Origin of the sequence: Haloarcula amylolytica JCM 13557, from assembly GCF_000336615.1 — an archaeon.
Taxonomy (GTDB): Archaea; Halobacteriota; Halobacteria; order Halobacteriales; family Haloarculaceae; genus Haloarcula; species Haloarcula amylolytica.
In genome coordinates this window covers 391,839-410,626 of sequence record NZ_AOLW01000035.1, presented here as the reverse complement: position 1 = coordinate 410,626, position 18,788 = coordinate 391,839, and the positions used below count along the sequence as shown (strand labels likewise).

Annotated in this window: 16 protein-coding genes; 2 read left to right on the top strand and 14 right to left on the bottom strand. The window is 62.8% G+C overall.

What is annotated here, in order from left to right:
- Positions 1–62: 62 nt before the first annotated feature.
- Together C442_RS15735 and C442_RS15730 are read right to left on the bottom strand one after the other, a co-directional pair.
- A complete protein-coding gene (locus tag C442_RS15735) occupies positions 63–2,972 on the bottom strand; it encodes an FAD-binding and (Fe-S)-binding domain-containing protein (protein WP_008312134.1) in 2,910 nt (969 codons plus the stop codon).
- A gap of 27 nt (positions 2,973–2,999) precedes the next feature.
- Complete coding sequence (locus C442_RS15730; RefSeq protein WP_008312133.1) at positions 3,000–4,778, bottom strand: L-lactate permease; 1,779 nt, start codon at positions 4,776–4,778, stop codon at positions 3,000–3,002.
- A 678-nt stretch (positions 4,779–5,456) separates the two neighbouring features.
- On the opposite strand from C442_RS15730, the gene C442_RS15725 reads away from it, so the two are divergent.
- Positions 5,457–6,197 (top strand): ThuA domain-containing protein, encoded by a 741-nt coding sequence (locus tag C442_RS15725; protein WP_049943036.1) that lies wholly within the window; start codon positions 5,457–5,459, stop codon positions 6,195–6,197.
- 90 nt (positions 6,198–6,287) lie between these two features.
- On the opposite strand, the gene C442_RS15720 is transcribed toward C442_RS15725, so the two are convergent.
- Together C442_RS15720 and C442_RS15715 are read right to left on the bottom strand one after the other, a co-directional pair.
- Positions 6,288–6,857 (bottom strand): hypothetical protein, encoded by a 570-nt coding sequence (locus C442_RS15720; protein ID WP_008312129.1) that lies wholly within the window; start codon positions 6,855–6,857, stop codon positions 6,288–6,290.
- A gap of 219 nt (positions 6,858–7,076) precedes the next feature.
- Entirely contained in the window at positions 7,077–7,655 is a 579-nt protein-coding gene (locus C442_RS15715; protein ID WP_008312127.1) for an FAD-dependent oxidoreductase, read from the bottom strand.
- 113 nt (positions 7,656–7,768) lie between these two features.
- Between C442_RS15715 and C442_RS15710 the strand changes: the two genes are divergently transcribed.
- Positions 7,769–8,809 (top strand): zinc-dependent alcohol dehydrogenase family protein, encoded by a 1,041-nt coding sequence (locus tag C442_RS15710; RefSeq protein ID WP_008312124.1) that lies wholly within the window; start codon positions 7,769–7,771, stop codon positions 8,807–8,809.
- Between the two features lie 478 nt (positions 8,810–9,287).
- Here the strand turns inward: C442_RS15710 and C442_RS15705 are convergent, their stop codons facing one another.
- The 10 genes from C442_RS15705 to C442_RS15660 form a co-directional block, all read right to left on the bottom strand.
- On the bottom strand, positions 9,288–10,499 hold the full coding sequence (locus tag C442_RS15705; protein WP_008312122.1) for an ABC transporter substrate-binding protein: 1,212 nt from the start codon (positions 10,497–10,499) through the stop codon (positions 9,288–9,290).
- Positions 10,500–10,674: 175 nt separating this feature from the next.
- Positions 10,675–11,607: an ABC transporter ATP-binding protein gene (locus C442_RS15700; RefSeq protein WP_008312120.1), complete on the bottom strand. Its 933-nt coding sequence runs from the start codon at positions 11,605–11,607 to the stop codon at positions 10,675–10,677.
- Complete coding sequence (locus C442_RS15695) at positions 11,607–12,722, bottom strand: FecCD family ABC transporter permease (RefSeq protein ID WP_008312118.1); 1,116 nt, start codon at positions 12,720–12,722, stop codon at positions 11,607–11,609. The genes C442_RS15700 and C442_RS15695 overlap by 1 nt, the downstream gene beginning before the upstream one ends.
- Positions 12,722–13,702 (bottom strand): NAD(P)/FAD-dependent oxidoreductase, encoded by a 981-nt coding sequence (locus tag C442_RS15690; protein WP_008312116.1) that lies wholly within the window; start codon positions 13,700–13,702, stop codon positions 12,722–12,724. Before C442_RS15690 ends, C442_RS15695 begins: the two co-directional genes overlap by 1 nt.
- Positions 13,703–13,887: 185 nt before the next feature.
- Positions 13,888–15,348 carry a carotenoid oxygenase family protein gene (locus C442_RS15685; RefSeq protein WP_008312114.1) on the bottom strand — a complete coding sequence of 487 codons (1,461 nt, stop codon included), beginning with the start codon at positions 15,346–15,348 and terminating at the stop codon, positions 13,888–13,890.
- 53 nt (positions 15,349–15,401) lie between these two features.
- On the bottom strand, positions 15,402–16,391 hold the full coding sequence (locus C442_RS15680; RefSeq protein ID WP_008312113.1) for a DMT family transporter: 990 nt from the start codon (positions 16,389–16,391) through the stop codon (positions 15,402–15,404).
- Positions 16,392–16,694: 303 nt separating this feature from the next.
- Positions 16,695–16,964, bottom strand: coding sequence for a DUF7571 family protein (locus tag C442_RS15675; RefSeq protein ID WP_005532887.1), 270 nt, complete (start codon positions 16,962–16,964; stop codon positions 16,695–16,697).
- Positions 16,965–17,089: 125 nt separating this feature from the next.
- Positions 17,090–17,707 (bottom strand): class I SAM-dependent methyltransferase, encoded by a 618-nt coding sequence (locus tag C442_RS15670; protein ID WP_008312112.1) that lies wholly within the window; start codon positions 17,705–17,707, stop codon positions 17,090–17,092.
- Between the two features lie 142 nt (positions 17,708–17,849).
- On the bottom strand, positions 17,850–18,062 hold the full coding sequence (locus C442_RS15665; protein WP_049943035.1) for an SHOCT domain-containing protein: 213 nt from the start codon (positions 18,060–18,062) through the stop codon (positions 17,850–17,852).
- Between the two features lie 216 nt (positions 18,063–18,278).
- A complete protein-coding gene (locus C442_RS15660) occupies positions 18,279–18,713 on the bottom strand; it encodes a pyridoxamine 5'-phosphate oxidase family protein (RefSeq protein ID WP_008312109.1) in 435 nt (144 codons plus the stop codon).
- Positions 18,714–18,788: the final 75 nt, after the last annotated feature.

Here is an 18,788-nt window from a genome sequence, read left to right as displayed (position 1 = left end):
GCGCGTACACGAAAGGAAGTCCGTGATCGGCATCATCCTTCTTTGTCAACGCCTACGTCACGCTACCACTTCAACGTGCAAAGCTGAGTCATTGAGTAGTGTTCGGCCTCGTAGCCGAAACTCCCTGCCATCCCGCAACACCCCGAATCAAGCGGGTCGACAGTGTAGCCGGCACGGCGGAGAAGGCCGACGGCATGGTGGTCCTTCTTGGTCGCCTTCTGGTGGCAGTGGCCGTGGTACGCCAGCGGATCGCCCGATTCGTCGAAGGAGAGACGCTCCCCCAGCCGGTACGTGTCGAGGTACTCGCAGACGCCGTACGCGTTCTCCGCGACGATGTCGACGTCGTCACCGGAAAGGAGGTCCCGGTAGTCGACCTGATACATCACCGCGTCGGACGGTTCGATGGTGACCACGTCCCAGCCGTCGCGGATTCGCGGTGCGAGCGCGTCCACGTTCGCCCGTGCCGTCTCGCGAGCGTGGTCCAGCATACTCTTGGAGAACGCGGGACGGCCGCTATCGGTCACACCGTCAGGCACAACTACGTGGACGCCAGCCGATTCCAGCACTTGTACGGCCGCTTTCCCGACATCGGGGTGGCTGTAGTTCGTGTACGGGTCGGCGAGCAAGAGCGCCTTCCGGTCGGCTCTGCTCGCCGCGACAAGCGCGCCGCCGCGGTCGGCCCACCAGTCCCGGAACGTAGTCCGGTGGAAGGCGGGCAGCGTCCGCTCCTCCGTAATGCCGACCGTTTGCTCCATGAGGAGTCCCGAGCCCGGCAGGTCCATCAGCCAGTTCGACACCGGAGCGAACGTGCTCCCGAGCGAGAGCACCGTCTCGACGTTGGCGAACAGTCGGTCTCGCAACGAGATGCCCTCCCGCTGGTGGTGCTCGTGGACAACTTCGGCCTTGAGCTTCGCCATGTCGACGCCGCTCGGGCAGTCCTTCTTGCAGCCCTTGCAGCCGATACAGAGGTCGAGGACCTCAGTGACGAACTCCTCGTCGGTGGGATCGTCGGGGAGGTCACCGTCCATCGCCGACCGGAGCATGTTGGCCCGGCCGCGCGTGCTGGTGATCTCCTCCTCGGCGGCGCGGTAGGTCGGACACATGACGCCGCCGGCGGTCTCCTGGTGGCCGGTACAGCCCGCACAGCCGTGACAGAGTTCGATCATCCCCTGGAACCCGTTCTCGTTGTCCCAGTCGAGCGTGGGCTCGAAGCCCGCGTCGAACTCGTAGTCCGGGTCGTACCGGAGGTTTTCGGCCGGGTCGTGGTCGCCACAGATGTTGCCCGGGTTCAGCCGCCAATCTGGATCAAAGGCCGTCTTCAGATCCCGGAACGTCTCCCAGAGGTCGTCGCCGTAGAGTTTGCGGTTCCACTGGGTACGGGCGCGACCGTCGCCGTGTTCGCCCGACACCGACCCGTCGTACTGGACGACGAGGTCCGTGATAGCGTCAGAGATGGCTTCCATCGTTTCGATGCCGTCCCCGGATTTCAGGTTCAACAGCGGCCGGATGTGCAACACGCCGGGGCCGGCGTGGGCGTAGTAGGAGGCGAACGTGTCGTGTTCGTCGAACAGCTCCCGGATGTCGGCGACGTACTCCGGGAGGTTCTCGGCCGGGATGGCCGTGTCTTCGACGAACGGCCAGTGCTTGTCGTCGCCCGTCCGCGACAGGAGGATCGGCAGCCCGGCCTTGCGCATCTTCCAGAACTTCGCCTGCCGGTCCGCGTCGTAGGCCTCCAGCGCATCGACGGCGTGGACGGGGGCATCAGTGACGGAAGCCGCCCCGTCACGCGGCGATTCCCGTGCGTTGTAGCCCGGAAGCCGGTCGGCGAGCAGGTCGGCGACCTTCTGAGCACCGTCGTTGGCCGAGTCAGCGTAGAACTCGACGAGCAGCGTCGAATCCGTCTCCTCGGGGAGCATGCCGACGACGTCGGCGAACTCCGGCGTTTCGGCGGCGAGGTCCAGAAGCACGTCGTCCATCACCTCGACGGCCGAGGGGTCGTGGTCGAGAATCGGGGCGACGTCCCGCATCGCCGACAGGATGTCGTCGTAGGTCAGCATGGCGACGGCCGTGGCGTCGGGAACGGGTTCGAGCGAGACCGTCGCCTCGGTCACGACCGCTAGCGTCCCTTCGCTCCCGGCGAGCAGTCGGGCGAGGTTGACCTCGCCGCGCTCCCTGGCGCTGTCGACCAGTTCGTCCAGATTGTACCCGGAGACGTTGCGTTTGAGCGCCGGATATTTGTCGTCGATCTCGGCGGCGTCTTCTGCAAGGATCTTGGCGACTTCGGCGTAGATCCGGGTTTCGAGGTCGGCGTCCGGGCCGGCCTTGGCCGCTCGCGCTTCGAGGTCGTCGACATCGACCCAGCCGAAAGTCGTCTGGGTGCCGTCGGAAAGAACGACTTCACACTCCTCGATGTAGGCGTCCGTCTTGCCGTATTTCAGCGAGTGTGCGCCGGTCGTGTTGTTCCCGATTGCACCGCCGAGGACGCTCTTGTCTCCCCAGGCAGGGTCCGGCGCGAACTTCAGGCCGTGGGGTTCCAGCCGGTCGTTGAGACGGGCGATGGTGATACCGGCCTGTGCGCGGGCCCGCCTGGCCTCTGGGTCGACCGACAGCGTCTGGTCCATGTGCCGCTTGAAATCGAGGACGACCGCCTCGTTGACGGCCTGCCCGGCGAGGCTGGTCCCGCCGCCCCGCGGGAGTACCGGAATCTCTTCCTCGGCGCAGTACTCCATCACCGCGACCACGTCGTCGGTCGAGACCGGCGAGACGACGCCGATGGGGAGCTGTTCGTAGGCGCTCGCGTCGGTCGCGAACAGCTCACGGGTGTACGTGTCGAAGCGCACGTCGCCGTCTACGCGGCGCTCCAGGGCCGCTACGAGGTCCGGCCGGTTGACGCTGTCGTCCTGGTAATCGTAGTTCGCGCTCGGGACTGTCGCCGGGTCACGCTGTTCGGGGGGTCGGGAGTCGTATGCCATGAGTAGGAAAGTGGGGAGTGAGACGAGTTAGAACGCGGCCGGTGCCACGACGTACGCCAGGATGAGCGTCAGTATGCCCGTGAACACACCGTAGTACAGCACCGGTATCAGTTCGAGACGGATGACGCGTCCCTCCTCGCCGATGAGGCCGACCACCGTGAGGGCGGCGACCACGTTGTGAATCGCGATGAGGTTACCGATTGCGCCACCGACCGCCTGTGCGGCGACCACGATCTGGGTCGGCGCACCGATCTGCTGGGCGGCCTGGAACTGGAATAGCCCGAACAGGATGTCGCTGACCGTGTTCGAGCCGGCGATGAACGCGCCGAACGCACCGATGAAGCCCGAGAAGAACGGGAACATCTGGCCGGTCGCATTCGCGGTGATTTCCGACAGCAGTCCGAGCATTCCGGAGTTGATCGGCGCGGCCTCCAGCACGACGGCACTGCCGGTCCGCTGCATGATCATGACCGTCGCGACGGCGAACCACAGCGCGACGACAGCCGGCGCGATGTTCCGGAGCGCCTCGCTCCACGAAGCCTTGATTCCGTCAGCGTCCATCCCGTGGAGCGCGTACGTGATCACGGCGACGAGGACGAAGAGGCTCCCCGGGAGGTAGAACATCTCGACGCCCTCCGAGAACGGCGTGCCGAGGATGTTACTCCACAGGAGAACGCCGTTCGTCGACAGGAACTCCTGAACCGGGCTGACGACGCGGGTCACGACGAGCAACGCGGCGACGAGGAGGTACGGTAGCCAGGCCATGCCCAGCGACATGTCCTGCGAGTGGGACTCTTCAAACGTTGCCGTGCCGCCGTCGGCCGCGACGGTTCCCTCTCGACTGTCACCCGTCGTGGTGCCGACGCCCTCTCCGGGCTCGATACTGCCGATCCAGTGGTCCGGCCACTGCTCCTGCGGGCCGAAGTCCCATTCCTCGTCGGGGAGGAAGTAGCCGGCCCGTAGCGTGGTCGTGACCACGAGCAGACCGACCATCGCACCCAGCAGTGCTGGGAAGGTCGGACCGAGGAAGTACGCGGTCGCGACGTAGGGTATTGCGAAGGAAGCCCACGCGAAGAGGCACAGCGGCAGGACTTCGAGCGCGGGCTTGATCGACCGCTCCTCGCCGAAGAAGCGCGTCATCATCGCCACGCCGATGAACGGGATAGCGATGCCGACGATAGCGTGGATGAGCGCCGCCCACACACCGATCTGGGCGACGTACGCGCCGACGCTCTCGAAGCCGCCCTGCTGAAGCACCTGCTGTGATGCGCCGGTCCCTTCTGCGAAGACCACGTCACGCAGTCCGATTATCAGCGGCGTTCCGACTGCCCCGAACGTGATTGCGAGGATGTTTCCCGTAAGCGCGACGACCACCGCGGCCAGCGGCGGGAAGCCCAGGCCGACCAGCAGCGGGCCGACGATGGCCGCGGGCGTCCCGAAGCCGGCCGCGCCCTCGATGAACGACCCCATGAGGAAAACGAGCAGGATGACCTGCACGCGCCGGTCGTCGCTGATCGAGGAGAACCCGGCGTTGATAACCTCGAACGCGCCGGACTGTTTCAGCGTGTACAGCAGGAGTATCGCCCCGAAGACGATGACCAGGATTCTGGTCGCTGTCAGCGCACCGCGTATCGACGCGGCGGCGATCAGCGTAGGGGACATCTGCCAGCCCACGAAGGCCGCGATAGCCGCAACCGCCCATGCGATGGGCATTGTCCGTGTCGCAGGCTGGTACAGCCCGACCATCAACACCGCAATCGTCGCCAGCGGCAGCAGTGCCAGGAGCACCAGCGTGTGCTCAGACATGGGTTCTCACCACCGGAATCCGTTCGTCCGGAGACGTGCCGCCACTGTCACCAGCTACGTGCCCCGGGAAACAGTATCGCGCTCTCATTTCTGAAACACCTCGGTACAGGTCTCTATCGGTCGAAACCTTCCGATACAGCGGTTTCTGGTAGGGTGCATCAGTCACGTCGTCTGGCAGGGAGTATTTATACTTATCTACTGTTTACATTATCGTCTACCCAGAATAGCGCCGGAACGGACGCGAGAAGCGCTGATGGTCAAAAAAACAGGCCTTATTCTGTACGAGCGGCCGAAATGCGGTACAGTCGTGTGTATCCGGTATAACGGTGCTTTACGCCCCGATTTCACTCGACTGTACTCTCACGCGAGCCCCTTACAGTCGTCTGTATCTGGTGGTTTCAGGGCGTTATTCACAGTCCTGTGGACGCAGTTGGAAAACGGACCGTACCGGGGTTCAAAATCGAGGGTGTCGTCCCATCGCTGGGACGACGCTGGCGCGCGATAGAAGGTGAACCTGACACTCGGCGCTGGCCGACACAAGACAGTATCTAAGCCAGATGGATGTGTTGGAGGAGTCTCCCAGGGAATACCCGGTAAAGACGAAAACGTATCGCGTCCGCCAGTCGTACGGATTGCCGCTTGGCCAACGCCGTTACGGCGGAGGTGGAAACCACGAGTATGACACGCGTTACAGTCTGGAACGAATACGTCCACGAGCAGGAACACGAAGCGGTCGCGGACCTGTACCCCGACGGGATTCACGGCGCTATCGCCACAGCCCTTGCGGAGCGCGGATTCGACACGGAGACCGCGACGCTGCAGGAGCCCGAACACGGGCTTACCGAGGACGTACTGGCAGAAACGGACGTTCTGACCTGGTGGGGCCACGCCGCCCACGACCAGGTCGACGACGAGGTGGTCACCCGAGTGAAAGAACGGGTTCTCGATGGCATGGGGCTCATCGTCCTCCACTCGGGCCACTACTCGAAGATCTTCCGCGAACTGATGGGGACGACCTGCAGTCTGAAATGGCGTGAAGCCGCCGAAACCGAGCGGTTGTGGGTCGTTGAGCCCGGTCACCCCATCGCCGACGGCGTCGACGAGTACATCGAACTCCCGGAGACCGAGATGTACGGGGAACGGTTCGACATTCCGGCACCGGAGACGCTCGTGTTCAACTCTTGGTTCGAGGGCGGTGAGGTATTCCGTTCAGGGTGTTGCTACCGCCGCGGGGCGGGCCGAATCTTCTATTTCCGGCCGGGCCACGAGACCTATCCGATTTACCACAACGAAGCGATCCAGCAAGTCCTCGCCAATGCCTGCGAGTGGGCCGCGGCCGGGGACGGTCCGGAGCCATCGTTTGGCAACGCCGATCCGATTGAAGCCATCGACGAAAGCGACGAGCGGTCGGTCCACTGATTTCGGCGTCAGGTTTAGCGGCGTCGTATTTAATCGACTCGTGTTTACACCCTATTACAACGAATACGCACAGCCGTGGACCCTGCACAGTCACTGTGGGAACACGGGCTGTGTCTTGTCTCGCCATGGTTCAGCGCCTCCTAGGTGGTCGACATCGAGCTGTACCCCAGTTCGGAGTGTTGATTCGAGATGATCGAACAGCGGATCGAGCGACGCCTCGACCGGCGACAACACCCGCCACCGATACGTACTGCCGGTGCGTTCCGATTCGAAGACGACACCATCCCCGATGTGGTCGGTGACGATAGTGGGTACTGCACGACACCGGTCAGTGTCTGCGTGGTACGTATATACCGTTCTGGCGGTCGGTCGGCGGTCGAGAACCTGGTACTCCCGCGTCCCAGAACAGCGGTGCTCGTCGAGACACTCGTTACAGCCTTCGTCGTCGAGAAACACCTCATCGAACGCGGAGATGGATTCAGCGGGACCGTCGACGTGGTCGATACGCCACATGGCGTTTTCGGTCACGGTACATGTGGCGTTCCGGAGTCGTAGCGTAGGGTACTCGTGAAACAGGTCCATTACCGGGTCGGCACCCGCAGTGAACCTGATGTTGAACTCGAACTCCTTCACAGAGAACACATGGCTCTGTGATGCCATAGTGAATCAGTCGATAATGCTGTCGGTCGGTTTCAGAACCCCAAACCGACTGCAGTAACGTGGTAAAGGCGGCGGTGCCACAAATTACGCACTTGCTTAGCCTCATCCGGCCCGGGTTTGCCTACCGTCGAATGCAGTCCGTATTCGCCGGGCAGTGACCAGTAACACGGTGTTCAGTGGTTAGCAATGAGATAGACCCGTCCGGAGTCGCTTCGGGGCCTACTCCCCGGGACCGAACAGCGCGTCCGCGTCGGCGGGCGTATCGAAGTCGTGGAAGTGCTCCCCTTTCTCCTTCGTGAGAATGTTCAGGGCCGCCGCCGCGCCGTCGCCGGCGGAGATGACGGCTTGCCACTCCTCGGCTCGGACCATACCACCCGTCGCGTAGGCGTCGTCGACACTCGTCTCCATCGTCACGTCCACGTCGACGACGTCTTCAGCAGTCATGTCACAGCCCAGCGTCTCAGCGAGGTCGCGGTTAGCCCCGGTCGCAAGGACGAGATAGGGTGCTTCATGCGTGTCGTCCTCGGTCGTAACCTCGAATCCGGCGTCGGTTTGCCCCACGTCGGTCACCTCTGTGCCCTGCTTTCGGTCGACGCCGAAGCTATCGACTTGTGTACGAGCAGTCTCCATGAACGCGGACCCGTCCTGGGAGCCCACCCCGAGATAGTTGAACAGGTGCGCTTTGTGCATCCAGGTTCCGTCGGTGTCGAAGACTGTCGTTTCAAGGCCGTTTTTCTGTGTGAACAGTGCCGCACTCAAGCCGGCGGGGCCGCCGCCGACGACGAGAACATCCGTCATGCCATCTAGTTCTGTCTCACCACTGGTAATTGTTGTCATCCAATACGATCAGCGAAGGTGACGTACCGAAGTGGCATGGGAACGGTTTTCCACAGCCGAGCCGAAGCAAACGCATGCGCGCAGCCATCTACCGTGGCCCCGGCGAGATCACCGTCGAAGAAGTTCCCCGGCCGGAGATCGAATCGCCAACCGACGCGATTGTCCGCGTGACCCATACCGCCGTCTGTGGCTCCGACCTGTGGTTCTATCGCGGTCAGAGCGACCGAGAGGAAGGGTCCCGCGTCGGCCACGAACCGATGGGTATCGTCGAGGAAGTCGGCGACGACGTACGCTCAGTCGAACCCGGCGACCGGGTGTTCGCCCCGTTCGTCATCAGCTGTGGTCGGTGCGAGTTCTGCCGGAAGGGACTGCACACGTCCTGTGTCAACGGCGACTCCTGGGGCGGCGACAACGGCGGCGGCCAGGGCGAGTACGTCAGAGCGACGGAAGCCGACGGGACGCTCGTCCGCGTTCCCGACCGCCACGCCGACGACGAGGACACACTGGAAGCGATTCTCCCGCTGACGGACGTGATGGGGACCGGTCACCACGCGGCAGTCAGCGCCGGCGTCAGCGAGGGAGACACCTGTATCGTGGTCGGCGACGGCGCTGTCGGACTGTGTGGCGTACTCGCGGCCCGCCGTCTCGGAGCGGAGCGGATTATCGCGATGGGCCACCACGAGGACCGTCTCGAACTCGCGGAGTCGTTCGGCGCGACCGAGACCATCGCCGCCCGTGGTCAGGACGCCGTGGACGCGGCAGACGACCTGACCAACGGCGGCGCGAACCACGTCCTGGAATGTGTCGGTGCGGCCTCGGCGATGGAGACCGCCATCGACGTCTGTCGGCCGGGCGGGACCGTCGGCTACGTCGGTGTCCCGCACGGCGTCGACGACTCCGGACTGGATGTGTTCTCGCTGTTCGGCGACAACATCGCGCTCAACGGCGGCGTCGCACCGGTTCGTGCCTACGCCGACGAACTGCTGGCCGATGTGCTGCAGGGCACACTCGACCCGTCGCCGATCTTCACGAAAACCGTCGACCTCGACGGCGTTCCCGAGGGGTATCGGGCGATGGACGAGCGTGAAGCGATCAAAGTTCTCGTCAAGCTGTAGTCGGTCTGCACTGGCAGTCAGCCACACAACCCACAGAGTAGCTCGTTACGCGTTCTGCGACTAGTTTCGGAGAATTCCCACGAACCAGGCTTCGGATCGGCCGATACTGGCGGTCAGCGGCGGTTCAGCTAAAGGCCAGAGACGCTGCTACACTAGCTTTCCGCACGACCGACAGCGAGGGCGGTCAGCCGACGGGTCGTAGGCTAACGCAACGTCGTTGCAGTGACGGCAGTATCGGTCGGAGCCGGTGGTGTAAGAGTGCGTGTTTCCTTCGTGAACTAACATATGTGAGATGATGACAGGGAGGTATAAATTCTTTCTGGACAAATAAGCCACTATATCCTTATATTCAATATATACTGCCAATAGTTACTACGATAGTAGACTATTCATCCATATCTGGGGTGTAGCTGTCACAGTGGGCCTATTCGATAGTATGCTCCGAGTGTCCGTGCGTCGGCTGCCGTGTCGTGGTCGCTCATGGCTTAAGCTCCCCGTTGATGATATCCGCGACCCGCTTGCGGTCGAATAACTGTTCCTCGGCCGGGATTTCGGGATACGGCCCCTCAGTGTACGTCGGCCACTCGCCGAACTGCTCGGGATACAGTTGCTTTGCGGTCATCTCCAGTTGGAAGAGATGCAGTATCGGGCCCTGATACCTCGCTCCCTGGGGGTAGATCCGGTCGTTCTGCACGGCCGTGATTTCCGACCCAACCGGGTCGGATTTAAACGCCTCCCGTCGCTCCGGAAGGCTCGTGTTCGGCTCGAACCCGCCGAGGTGCAGGATGACGTCCGGGTCCGCCGCAAGCAGCGTCTCGAAGTCGACCACGGAGTTCGTCTCGACCGAGCCCTCGAAGGCGTCCCGCGCTCCGAACGGGCGGGTGTGTGCGGTCAGGAATCCGGGGTTGTCAAGCGTATAGGCGTATATCTCGTCGAGGTCAGCCGCGGCGAGCAGGACCGCCGACGGCCGCTCCGACTCGGGCGGCAGGTTCGCGTCAATGGTCGAGCGCATCTCGTCGTGAACCGCCGCGAGCGCCTCGTAGCGGGCCTGTTCCTGGAACGCCTCGGCCACGAGTTCGAACTGCTCCCAAAGAGTGTAGTACTCGTAGTCCCCCCATCCGGACGGTGGTTCGGCGTGTCGGTCACTCAGCGAGTTGCCGAACCACGGCGAGACGTTGGTAGCGATCTCCTCGAAGTCCGTCCGGCCCCAGTTGTCCTGTTTGGCGATCCAGGCCGGGTCTGCCAGGTGGATATCGCTGTCCAGTTCGTACAGTTTCTCCTTGCTCGGTTCCCACGAAGAGTACAGTCCGGTCCAGTCCAGCGACACGCCCGGCAACCGTTCGACGAACTGGTTCCACAGCCCGCTGTAGTAATCCGGGGCGTGCATGGCCGTGACGGTATCCCCACGTCCCAGGGCGAACGCCATGTCTGCGTGGTGCGTGAGCCGCGTGAAGACGGTCTCCGGTGGCGAGTCGAAGGTCACCTCTCCCATCGGGGACATCGACACGGAGTGCGACTCGTCCGCAGTGGTTGTGTCTGTCTCCGTCACGGCCTCCGTCGGCGCGGAGCCGGTTCCCCGCTCGGCATCACCGCTGCATCCCGCTAGCAACCCGGCACTGAGAACCGTGCCCCCATACTTGACGTACTCTCTCCGCGTCGGTGACTCGATGTCAGTGGTGTCGTCAGCCATTATTTTAGGCTAGCCTAAAAATTATATAGATGTTCCGGTTCACCGACCCGGAACAATCCAGTATCAAGCTCCGAGTCCGGCGTCCGTGGGAAGAGTCCAGTATCAAGCGCAGAGCCCGGCGTCCGTGGGAAGGATCCGTGGGGCAGAGGGCGATTTCGTGGTAGTCTAACGGCCCCTATTCCGCCACGATCTCCTCGGCGCGGTCCGGTTCCGCACTATCGTCACCAGCAGCGTGTTCGTCGCCGTCGTGGCGGGCACGGATTGGATTCACGCGCGGTCCCTGTGCCGTAGCCGAGACCTCCGCCTCGATTTCGAAAACCTCCGCGAGTAGTTGCTCGGTCACGACGTCTTCGGGTCGTCCCCGGGCCTGTATCTCGCCGTCTTTGAGTGCGACCATCCGGTCGGCGAGGCGGGCCGCCTGCTCGATGTCGTGCAGGACGACCACGATGGTGATGTCGCTCTCGTCCCGGAGCGTCTCGATGATCTCCATCACCTCTAGCTGGTGGTGGAGATCGAGGAACGTCGTCGGTTCATCGAGCAATAGTACGTCGGTGTCCTGTGCGAGGACCATCGCGATCCAGGCGAGTTGCTTCTGGCCACCACTGAGGCTACCGACTTCACGTTCACGGAGGTGTCCACAGCCGGCCAGGTCAATCGCCCGCTCGACGGCGGCCTCGTCTTCCTCGGTGACACTGTCGAAGAACCCCCGGTGTGGGTACCGACCGTGGTACACCAGATCCTCGACCGAGATGCTGTTTGGCGACGTACTCTCCTGAGAGAGCAGGCCGAGCTTCCGGGCGATCGCTTTGGTACCCATCGTCTGGATGTCTTGCCCGTCCAGCAACACCGATCCCGCCTCCGGTTCGAGCTGATTTGCGAGGCCTTTCAGCAGCGTGCTCTTGCCCGACCCGTTCGGGCCAACGAGCGCAGTCACGGCCCCAGGTTCGGCGGTGATCGATTCACCGTCGATGACCGGTTCATCCGTCCCGGAGTACGAAAGCACCACATCGTCGCCGACCAGCGGCCGGTCCCGGCGACCGGACTGGGGACCAGCAGCGGTGTCGTTTGCCGTAGCGATACCGTCCGAGTTGGAGTTGTCCTGTGACATTAGATCTCACCCATCTGTTCCTGTCGCCGCATCAGGTAGAGGAAGTACGGTCCGCCGACGACGCCAGTGACGACGCCGACCGGAACCTGCGCGGGGTTCAGGGCCAGCCGTGCACCGACGTCCGCGACAACCATCAGCGCCGGACCGACGAACACGCAGCCGATGAGGAGCCGGCGGTAGTCGCTCCCGACGATGAGTCTGACGATGTGGGGGACCACGAGGCCGAAGAAGCCGATGATGCCCGCGACGGAGATGGCCGTACTGGCCGCCAGAATGGCGACCGCGGACAGCATGAACCGGACCCGCTCGACACTCATTCCGAGTGAATTCGCGGTCTCTTCCCCGAGCAGGAGGAGGTTCAGCTGTCGTGCGCCCGCCAGCGCGAGTAGCGTGGCGGCCAGCGTCGGGATGACAGCGATGCGGAACTCCTCCCAGCCGACGCCCGTTAGCGAACCGGTAATCCAGGCCAGCGCCGACTGGACAACGCCCAGGTCGTCGGCGAAGAAGAACAGCCCCCGCTGGAGGGAGGTAAACACCATGTTGACGATGACACCGGCGAGGACCAGTCTGACCGGACTCGTTCCGCCCTTCCACGCGATCATGTACACGAGCAGGAACGCGATGGAGCCGCCGATCGCGGCAAACAACGGCAGGAACGGAGCGAGACTACTGAACAGAACGAGGGTCAGCAGTACGGTGAGCCCCGCCCCGGAACTCACGCCCAGTATGAACGGGCTCGCCAGTTCGTTTCGGGTCACGGCCTGGAATATCGCCCCGGAGACGGCGAGACACATCCCCGCAAGCACGGCGACGATTACTCGCGGCATCCGGATGTTCCAGACGATGAGCGTCCGTTTCGGCAGTTCGGGCAGCTCAGTCCCGAAGAAAAACGACTGCCATGCCTGGACACTGAACAGTACCTTCGGGTCGAACACGGCCTGCCACGCCTCGAGGATGGTCATCGAGTACGCCCCGAAGCTCACCTGCAGGAGCCCGGCCACAAAGGCGACGGCGACGCTCGCGACACACAGTCCGATCAGGGACCCGTCGAAAGTTCCGAGCCAGGTCCTGGCCCGTGACAACACGTCGGTGGCCCCCCGTGTCTCGCTGGCCATTACTCGCCCACCTCCGCGAGTCCGTCGGTCGCAGTGACGTAGTCACGGATCGTTTCGTCATCTATCGCATCGAGAACGGCGGTCTGGTCGAGTCCCGAAACAACCGTCTCGGGGTCGAGGTAGCCCGCCAGTGTTTCCTGCCCTGCTTCGGTCCGGGTAGCTATCTCGTCAGATGTGATATACGACGACCGCCGCTCATCGAGGACCGCCTCGCGGACTCGCTGGAACCGACCCGAATCCGGATCGACAGGAGCATCCGAAGCGTACCGGTCGTCGAAATATTCGACCCAGGTCGCACGTTCGGTCCACTCGTCGTCGAGTTCAGCCTTCCGTCGGACCCAGTCTACGCCATCGGCGACAGATTCCCACCAGCCGTCGTCGATTCTCGCATCCGCAATTACCCGGCGTGCGACGCGTGCGCCCCGACCGGCCGCAATGATGGCCTGCATATCCGCCGCCTCGGACGGTGACGCAACGTAGAGAGCCGGGACCGGTGTCGTACCGTCCGCATCGGCATACGTGCTGTCGAAGGTTTCGTGTGCCTCGCCGTCGTATTCGTGGGTCTCGAACATCGCCGCGTCGTCGTCCAGGCCACGCATATACTCGCCGTCGTAGCGAGTCGCCGCAATGACCCGCTGAGTCGTGGCGGTCTCCCCGTCCTGCGTTTCGACGACGAATCCCTCCCCGGCGTCGGTTCTGTCGAGCGATTCGACCAGCTCGGAGACGATGGAACAACCGGCAGTTTCGGCGTGGTCCTGAATGCGGTCGTACAGCGTCTCTACGTCGATACCGGCCGGGAAACCGAGGTAGTTTTCGAGGTAGGCACAGCGCTTGAGCGACGACCGGCCGCGGTCGTAGATGACCGTATCGAGGCCCGCTCTGGCCGTGAACACCCCCGCCGAACAACCGGCTGGACCGCCCCCGACGATGATGACATCGTGGTCGAACGTCGTCTCCGTCAGGTTCCCCACTGCCACCATATTCACGACGCTCCGTCCAGTGTCCGTGACACCGACAGCCGGTGTGACGGTTCGGAGGTGTCGATCGATTCGTTCAACATACTGTTTAGGCCAGCCTAAATGGATAAAGCGTTTTCGAAATTTAGGCGGGCCGAAGTTTACGTCAGTAGTTTCGTACTCGTTGCTATGATTAAACCCCCACGGGCTCAGTCACCGGTCGCCACTCTGAGTTCGGGGAAGTACCGACCGTGGAAATCGAACGGGGCTGCGTGGGGGAGCGTTGCCCTGGCGCGCTCCTCGAACGTCTGACCGTCGAGGACGAGTAGCCGGGACCGGTCGGCGTCCGCGTCCAGCGCAACGACTAGCACCACGCCGTCGTCCGCAGCGTCGCCATCGGGTTCGGGGACGAACACCGGCTCACCGAAGTAGTCCCCGCCATCGTCGAACGTCTCGACAGCCCCCGTGTCCGTGTCGAGTTTCAGCACGCGACGGGCCCACTCGGTGACGGGGGTGTCCATCCCCATCGCGTACACGTAGCGATGCGGACGACACCACCGAGCCGGTGAGACGGTCGGCAGCGCGCTGCCGTCGGGGTACACCATCTCGCGCGACACCGTCGCGTCAACGTCGCGGTAGCGAGGCACACCGCTTCCGGTACCGAGGTCAACAGTGAACCGCTCGATGCGGCCGACGATAGCGCCCATTTCGCCCGCCCGGAGATTGTCCAGATACAGCGAGTCGATAGTCGTCGCGTCTGGTACTGTTTCGAGGTCGAACACGAGTTCCCTCCCGCCGGCTCGTTCGAACGCGTTGACGTGGTGAAAGCCGAACACGGCGTCGATGACCGGCTCCGCCACGACCGTCCCGGTGGTCCTGTCCATGACAACAATTCGGGTCCCGCGGTCTGGGTCCCACTCGAACTGCTCGATGAAGGGCGCCTGACGGCCGGGCTTGAGAAAACGTCGCGGGTCGAGTCGAAGCGGGAACTCCGTCAATACGACGTACCGGGGCGTGAGCGCGAAGCTGTGCATGTACGCCGGCTGGTCGGTGTCGACGCTCCCGACGTGTCGCCGGGACCCGTCGGGCGACATGGCAGTGACGTGGTACTGACTGGTCCGTCCGAACGCCGTGTCGACGTTGACGAGGACGCCGCTCGTCGGGTCGCGTTTGACGTGGGCACAGGATAGCTGGCCGGTCGGGACGCCGTCGTCGTGTTCGACGTGACCCGTCTTTTCGAGCGTGTTCGGGTCGAAACGCACCTTCCGTGGCGATTCGGTTAGTGCGACGTACTCCCGGCCGAACCGCTCAGCGATGATGTTCGTGTTGTCGTAGGGGTCTGTCAGAAACGTCGCCAGCCGCGAGCGAAGCGTCGTCTCGCCGGTCGCGAAGCCGCCCTCGAACTCGCCACTCGTCGCTGCCTCGTACGCGTCCGTCCGGAGGAAGCGGTTCCGATAGTGCACGGCGTCACTGTCGGGGTCAAAGGTGAACCGGTACAGCATCGCGAATCCGTCGAACCAGTGGTCGACACTGCTACCGTTTGGGAGGGAGAACGCGCCGGGTCCGTTCCGGATGAGACTGCCACGGAGCCAGTCCGGGAGGTCACCGTTCACGGAGATGGATGCCGCCGTCTCGTCGTGTAGCGAGTGGAACCCAGGGTGGAAAGTCATACCGTTACAATGGGTGACAGCGGCTAAGGCCTGACGCCCATGCTATCAGGGCATCACTCTCGTGTCGTGTACGCGTTCCCGCTGACGACGACACAGTCGTCCTGTGGCCCGTACGGTCGGTACGACGGCGAGTCTGTCCGGCGGCGGCGTAGCGACCGGAGCACGTCGGCTTTCACCCACGCGAAGCCGACCACGATGACGGCGAAGCCGGCGACGGTAACCGGGCCGAGTGTTTCACCGAGCAGGAGCCAGCCGCTGATGGCCGTCACTGCCGGGACCACGTAGGAAACCAGACTGGTTTCAGCGGCCCCGACTGTGCTGATCAGGCGGAAGTAGAGGAGGAACCCGATCGCGCTGGCGACGATGCCGAGGTACGCGATTGCCGCTAGCTGTTCGAACCCGACTGTGACTGTTCCGAGCCGTTCCGAGGGCAGCCCCGCACTGACGGCGTGCAGGATGCCGGCACCGAGCAACGTCATCCAGGCCTGGAGGCTCACGAGCGGGAGCGAACTGGTGTAGCGTTCGGTCAGGACTGCACCGACGGCGAAGGCCACAGCCGAACTGATGAGCAGGGCGACGCCGAGCAGTCGGCCACCGACCGCTCCCGGTGTGGGGTTCGCAATGATAACTACACCGATGAATCCACAGACGGTGCCGATGAGTTCGTGCGGACGGGCCCTGTAGCTCGGAATCAGCGTCGATGCGAACGCCGGCGTCACTACCGGCGTGAGACTGAGCAGGATCGCGCCGAAGGAACTCGGGACGTACTGCTGTCCGAGAAACAGGAGCGCGAAGTGTGCGCCGATGAGGACGGTGCCGCCGATGAGAATCAGTGACCAGTCATCGCGGGTCTGTGGGCGCAGTGACCGGCCACGCCAGAGGGCATAACCGAGCAGTACAACCGCAGCGATATCGTGTCGGACAGCTGCCAGCAGCACCGGCGGAACGCCTTCGAGACCAGTCTTGATCGCCACAAAGGAAAGTCCCCAGATGAGTGCGAGCGCAGCAAACAGCAAGCCAATATGTCGTGTCGAGCGTGTCATTCCAGTAGAGACCTACCGTATGTGCTGGAGGAGTATGAAGCTTCTATCGCCACTGTGACGCACACACACGGACTCTACGGCCTCGCCTGCCGTTCAGAAATTCCCGGAAACAGTGTGTGTCCGCAGTGCTATCGAAGCCAGTTGTACCGAGACGTCTCGTTCTACTCCAGTACGCGACACGGAGTTCTCATTCGGTCACCGTTCGGTCTCCCAGTTCACTGTCAGTAGCGTCGAAAACGAGGACGATGCCCACGTCGGCATCCCCGAGTGGATGCTCCGGGTCACCCAAGTGTATGACCCGGGTCAGGTCGACATCGTGTCGAAGTGCCAGCCCGGGTCGGTCCCGGTTTCGTCGATGTGCTCGGACCGACACGCCGGACAGCAGTCGGGGACAGCGGTTTCGGACCGGGGAACGTACACCGCGCCGTCACACTCCACACAGGCGTCCGCGACGACGGTCACGCAGTCGGCACAGAGATTGAAGTCGTCGACTGTGAGGTCTCGCAGGGGTTCGAGTTGTTTGTCCAAGAGGTACTCGTCGATAGCCGCCTGACAGTTTTGGCACAGTTGCATAGCGATCCAACTTGACGCATGATACCATGACACAAATAGTTGCTGCCCGGTTATCGATTCTGAAGTTACCGGCGGGTGGCGATCCGACGACAAGACCGGCGAAAAGTGACAAATAGCGGTGCGGGCTACGGTGCACGGAACACGCGAATGGTGTCCCGAGACGTGGGTTCTCGAATAAGTTGCGCGAACCCGAGCTCTGAGAACACTTGCTTCCAGTTGCGGTGATACAGTGGGAAGTCGTCGTCGACGTAGCTCACGTCAGTGTCTTCGCGTCCACGTTCGGGACTGTTGCCTTCGTTTTCAGCGATTACGAGGAGGTCCCCTGCGATGCGAGCGATCTCCTCGAACACCCACGCGTCGTCCGGGTGGATGTGCTGGAGCGTCTCAACCGAGTAGACGACATCGAAGGCGTCGTCCTCGAACTCGGTAACGATGTCCTCCAGCGCACCGGTGTGGAACGTCCCCGAATCAGCGAGCCGAGGGTAGTGTTCGGCCATCACGTCGAAGGACTCGTCGTTGATGTCGATACCAGTGAGATTCCCGTACCCGTTGGTCCGGAGGTGTGCCAGATGGCGGCCCGAGCCACATCCCAGTTCGATGATTCGGGCGTCGTCGTGGACGTAGTGGTCGAGCACGTTGCCCAGCGTCTCACTCACCTCGTTCGGCCCGAGTTCAGCGTAGTACGCCGGCGAGAACTTCCCGGAGCGGGAGGCCCAGTCGTCGCGAACGTCGTCCGGGTCCATACCCACCGTACACCGTTGCGGGATAAATGTACCACGAAGTGCGTGTCAGACGCTCCGTGGATGCAGTCAAGAAGTCACAACACATGGTTCGACAAGCCGCTCCTCTGTCGGCCTACAGCGGCTGAAACTCCAGTTTTGTGGCCTACGACTCGTGTTGGAGCAGCCGGTCAGCCCGCGTTTCAAGCTCTGTCTCGTCGATCTCGCCCGACGCGTACTGCTGTTTGAGGGTCTCCAGTGAATCCGGTTCAGCAGTCGCCTCGCGCTGTAACTGCACGTACAGCAGGACACCGATTGCCACAACGGCGATGATGAACGCTGCGAGCAGCAGCCACCAGCCGCCCGGGGCCATTCCCATGCCCGTTGCCCCTCCGTGGGGCCCCATCGGTCCATGCTGGAGTAGCGCAGTTGTTAGTAGCATCTGGGACACCTCTATGTGTAGCTACGGGTCTCAGCCCATAATCAGGGGCGCTGGTTCCCACAGAGTGAGAACGCGCACCGGAGCGAACAACCGTGATTGTAGCGTCGAAGCGGGTCCGGTAACCGGTATAGCCGGTGAATCGCGAGACCGGTTTCACCCGACTCGGAATTCCCGTCCGTACCAGTCGTCGATTCGGAGTTCGTACGGCGTTGTCGTCGATGTATCGTCCCAACTGACTGGATTAGGGGCGAACTGTGTGTTGCTTGCCAGTGAGGCGAGGGCCGGCTCTACTTCGCTGTAGGTCGTCTCAACCAACTCGCCTGTAACCACGACGCTTCGCCACACGGATTTGGGTTCGGTCTCCTCGTAGACGGTGAATCCGACGGTGGCGTCCGCCGTCAAATAACGGTGTTTCTGGCTGTCGTCATTCTCTGACAGGTGAAACGCCAGGCTATCGGTCGCCGGGTCGTACCCGAAGGCGACCGGGACCGGATACGGAGCCGCCTCCGTCGGGCTGGACAGTGCCAGCACGCCGATTCCGTTGTCAGTGAGGACGTCGACAACCGTTTCGTCACGTAATTCTCGCATCTCGACTGCGATGTTAACTGGAAACTACTTGGGATGCAGACCGCATTTTCACTCGGTGGGAACGTGAGAGTTACT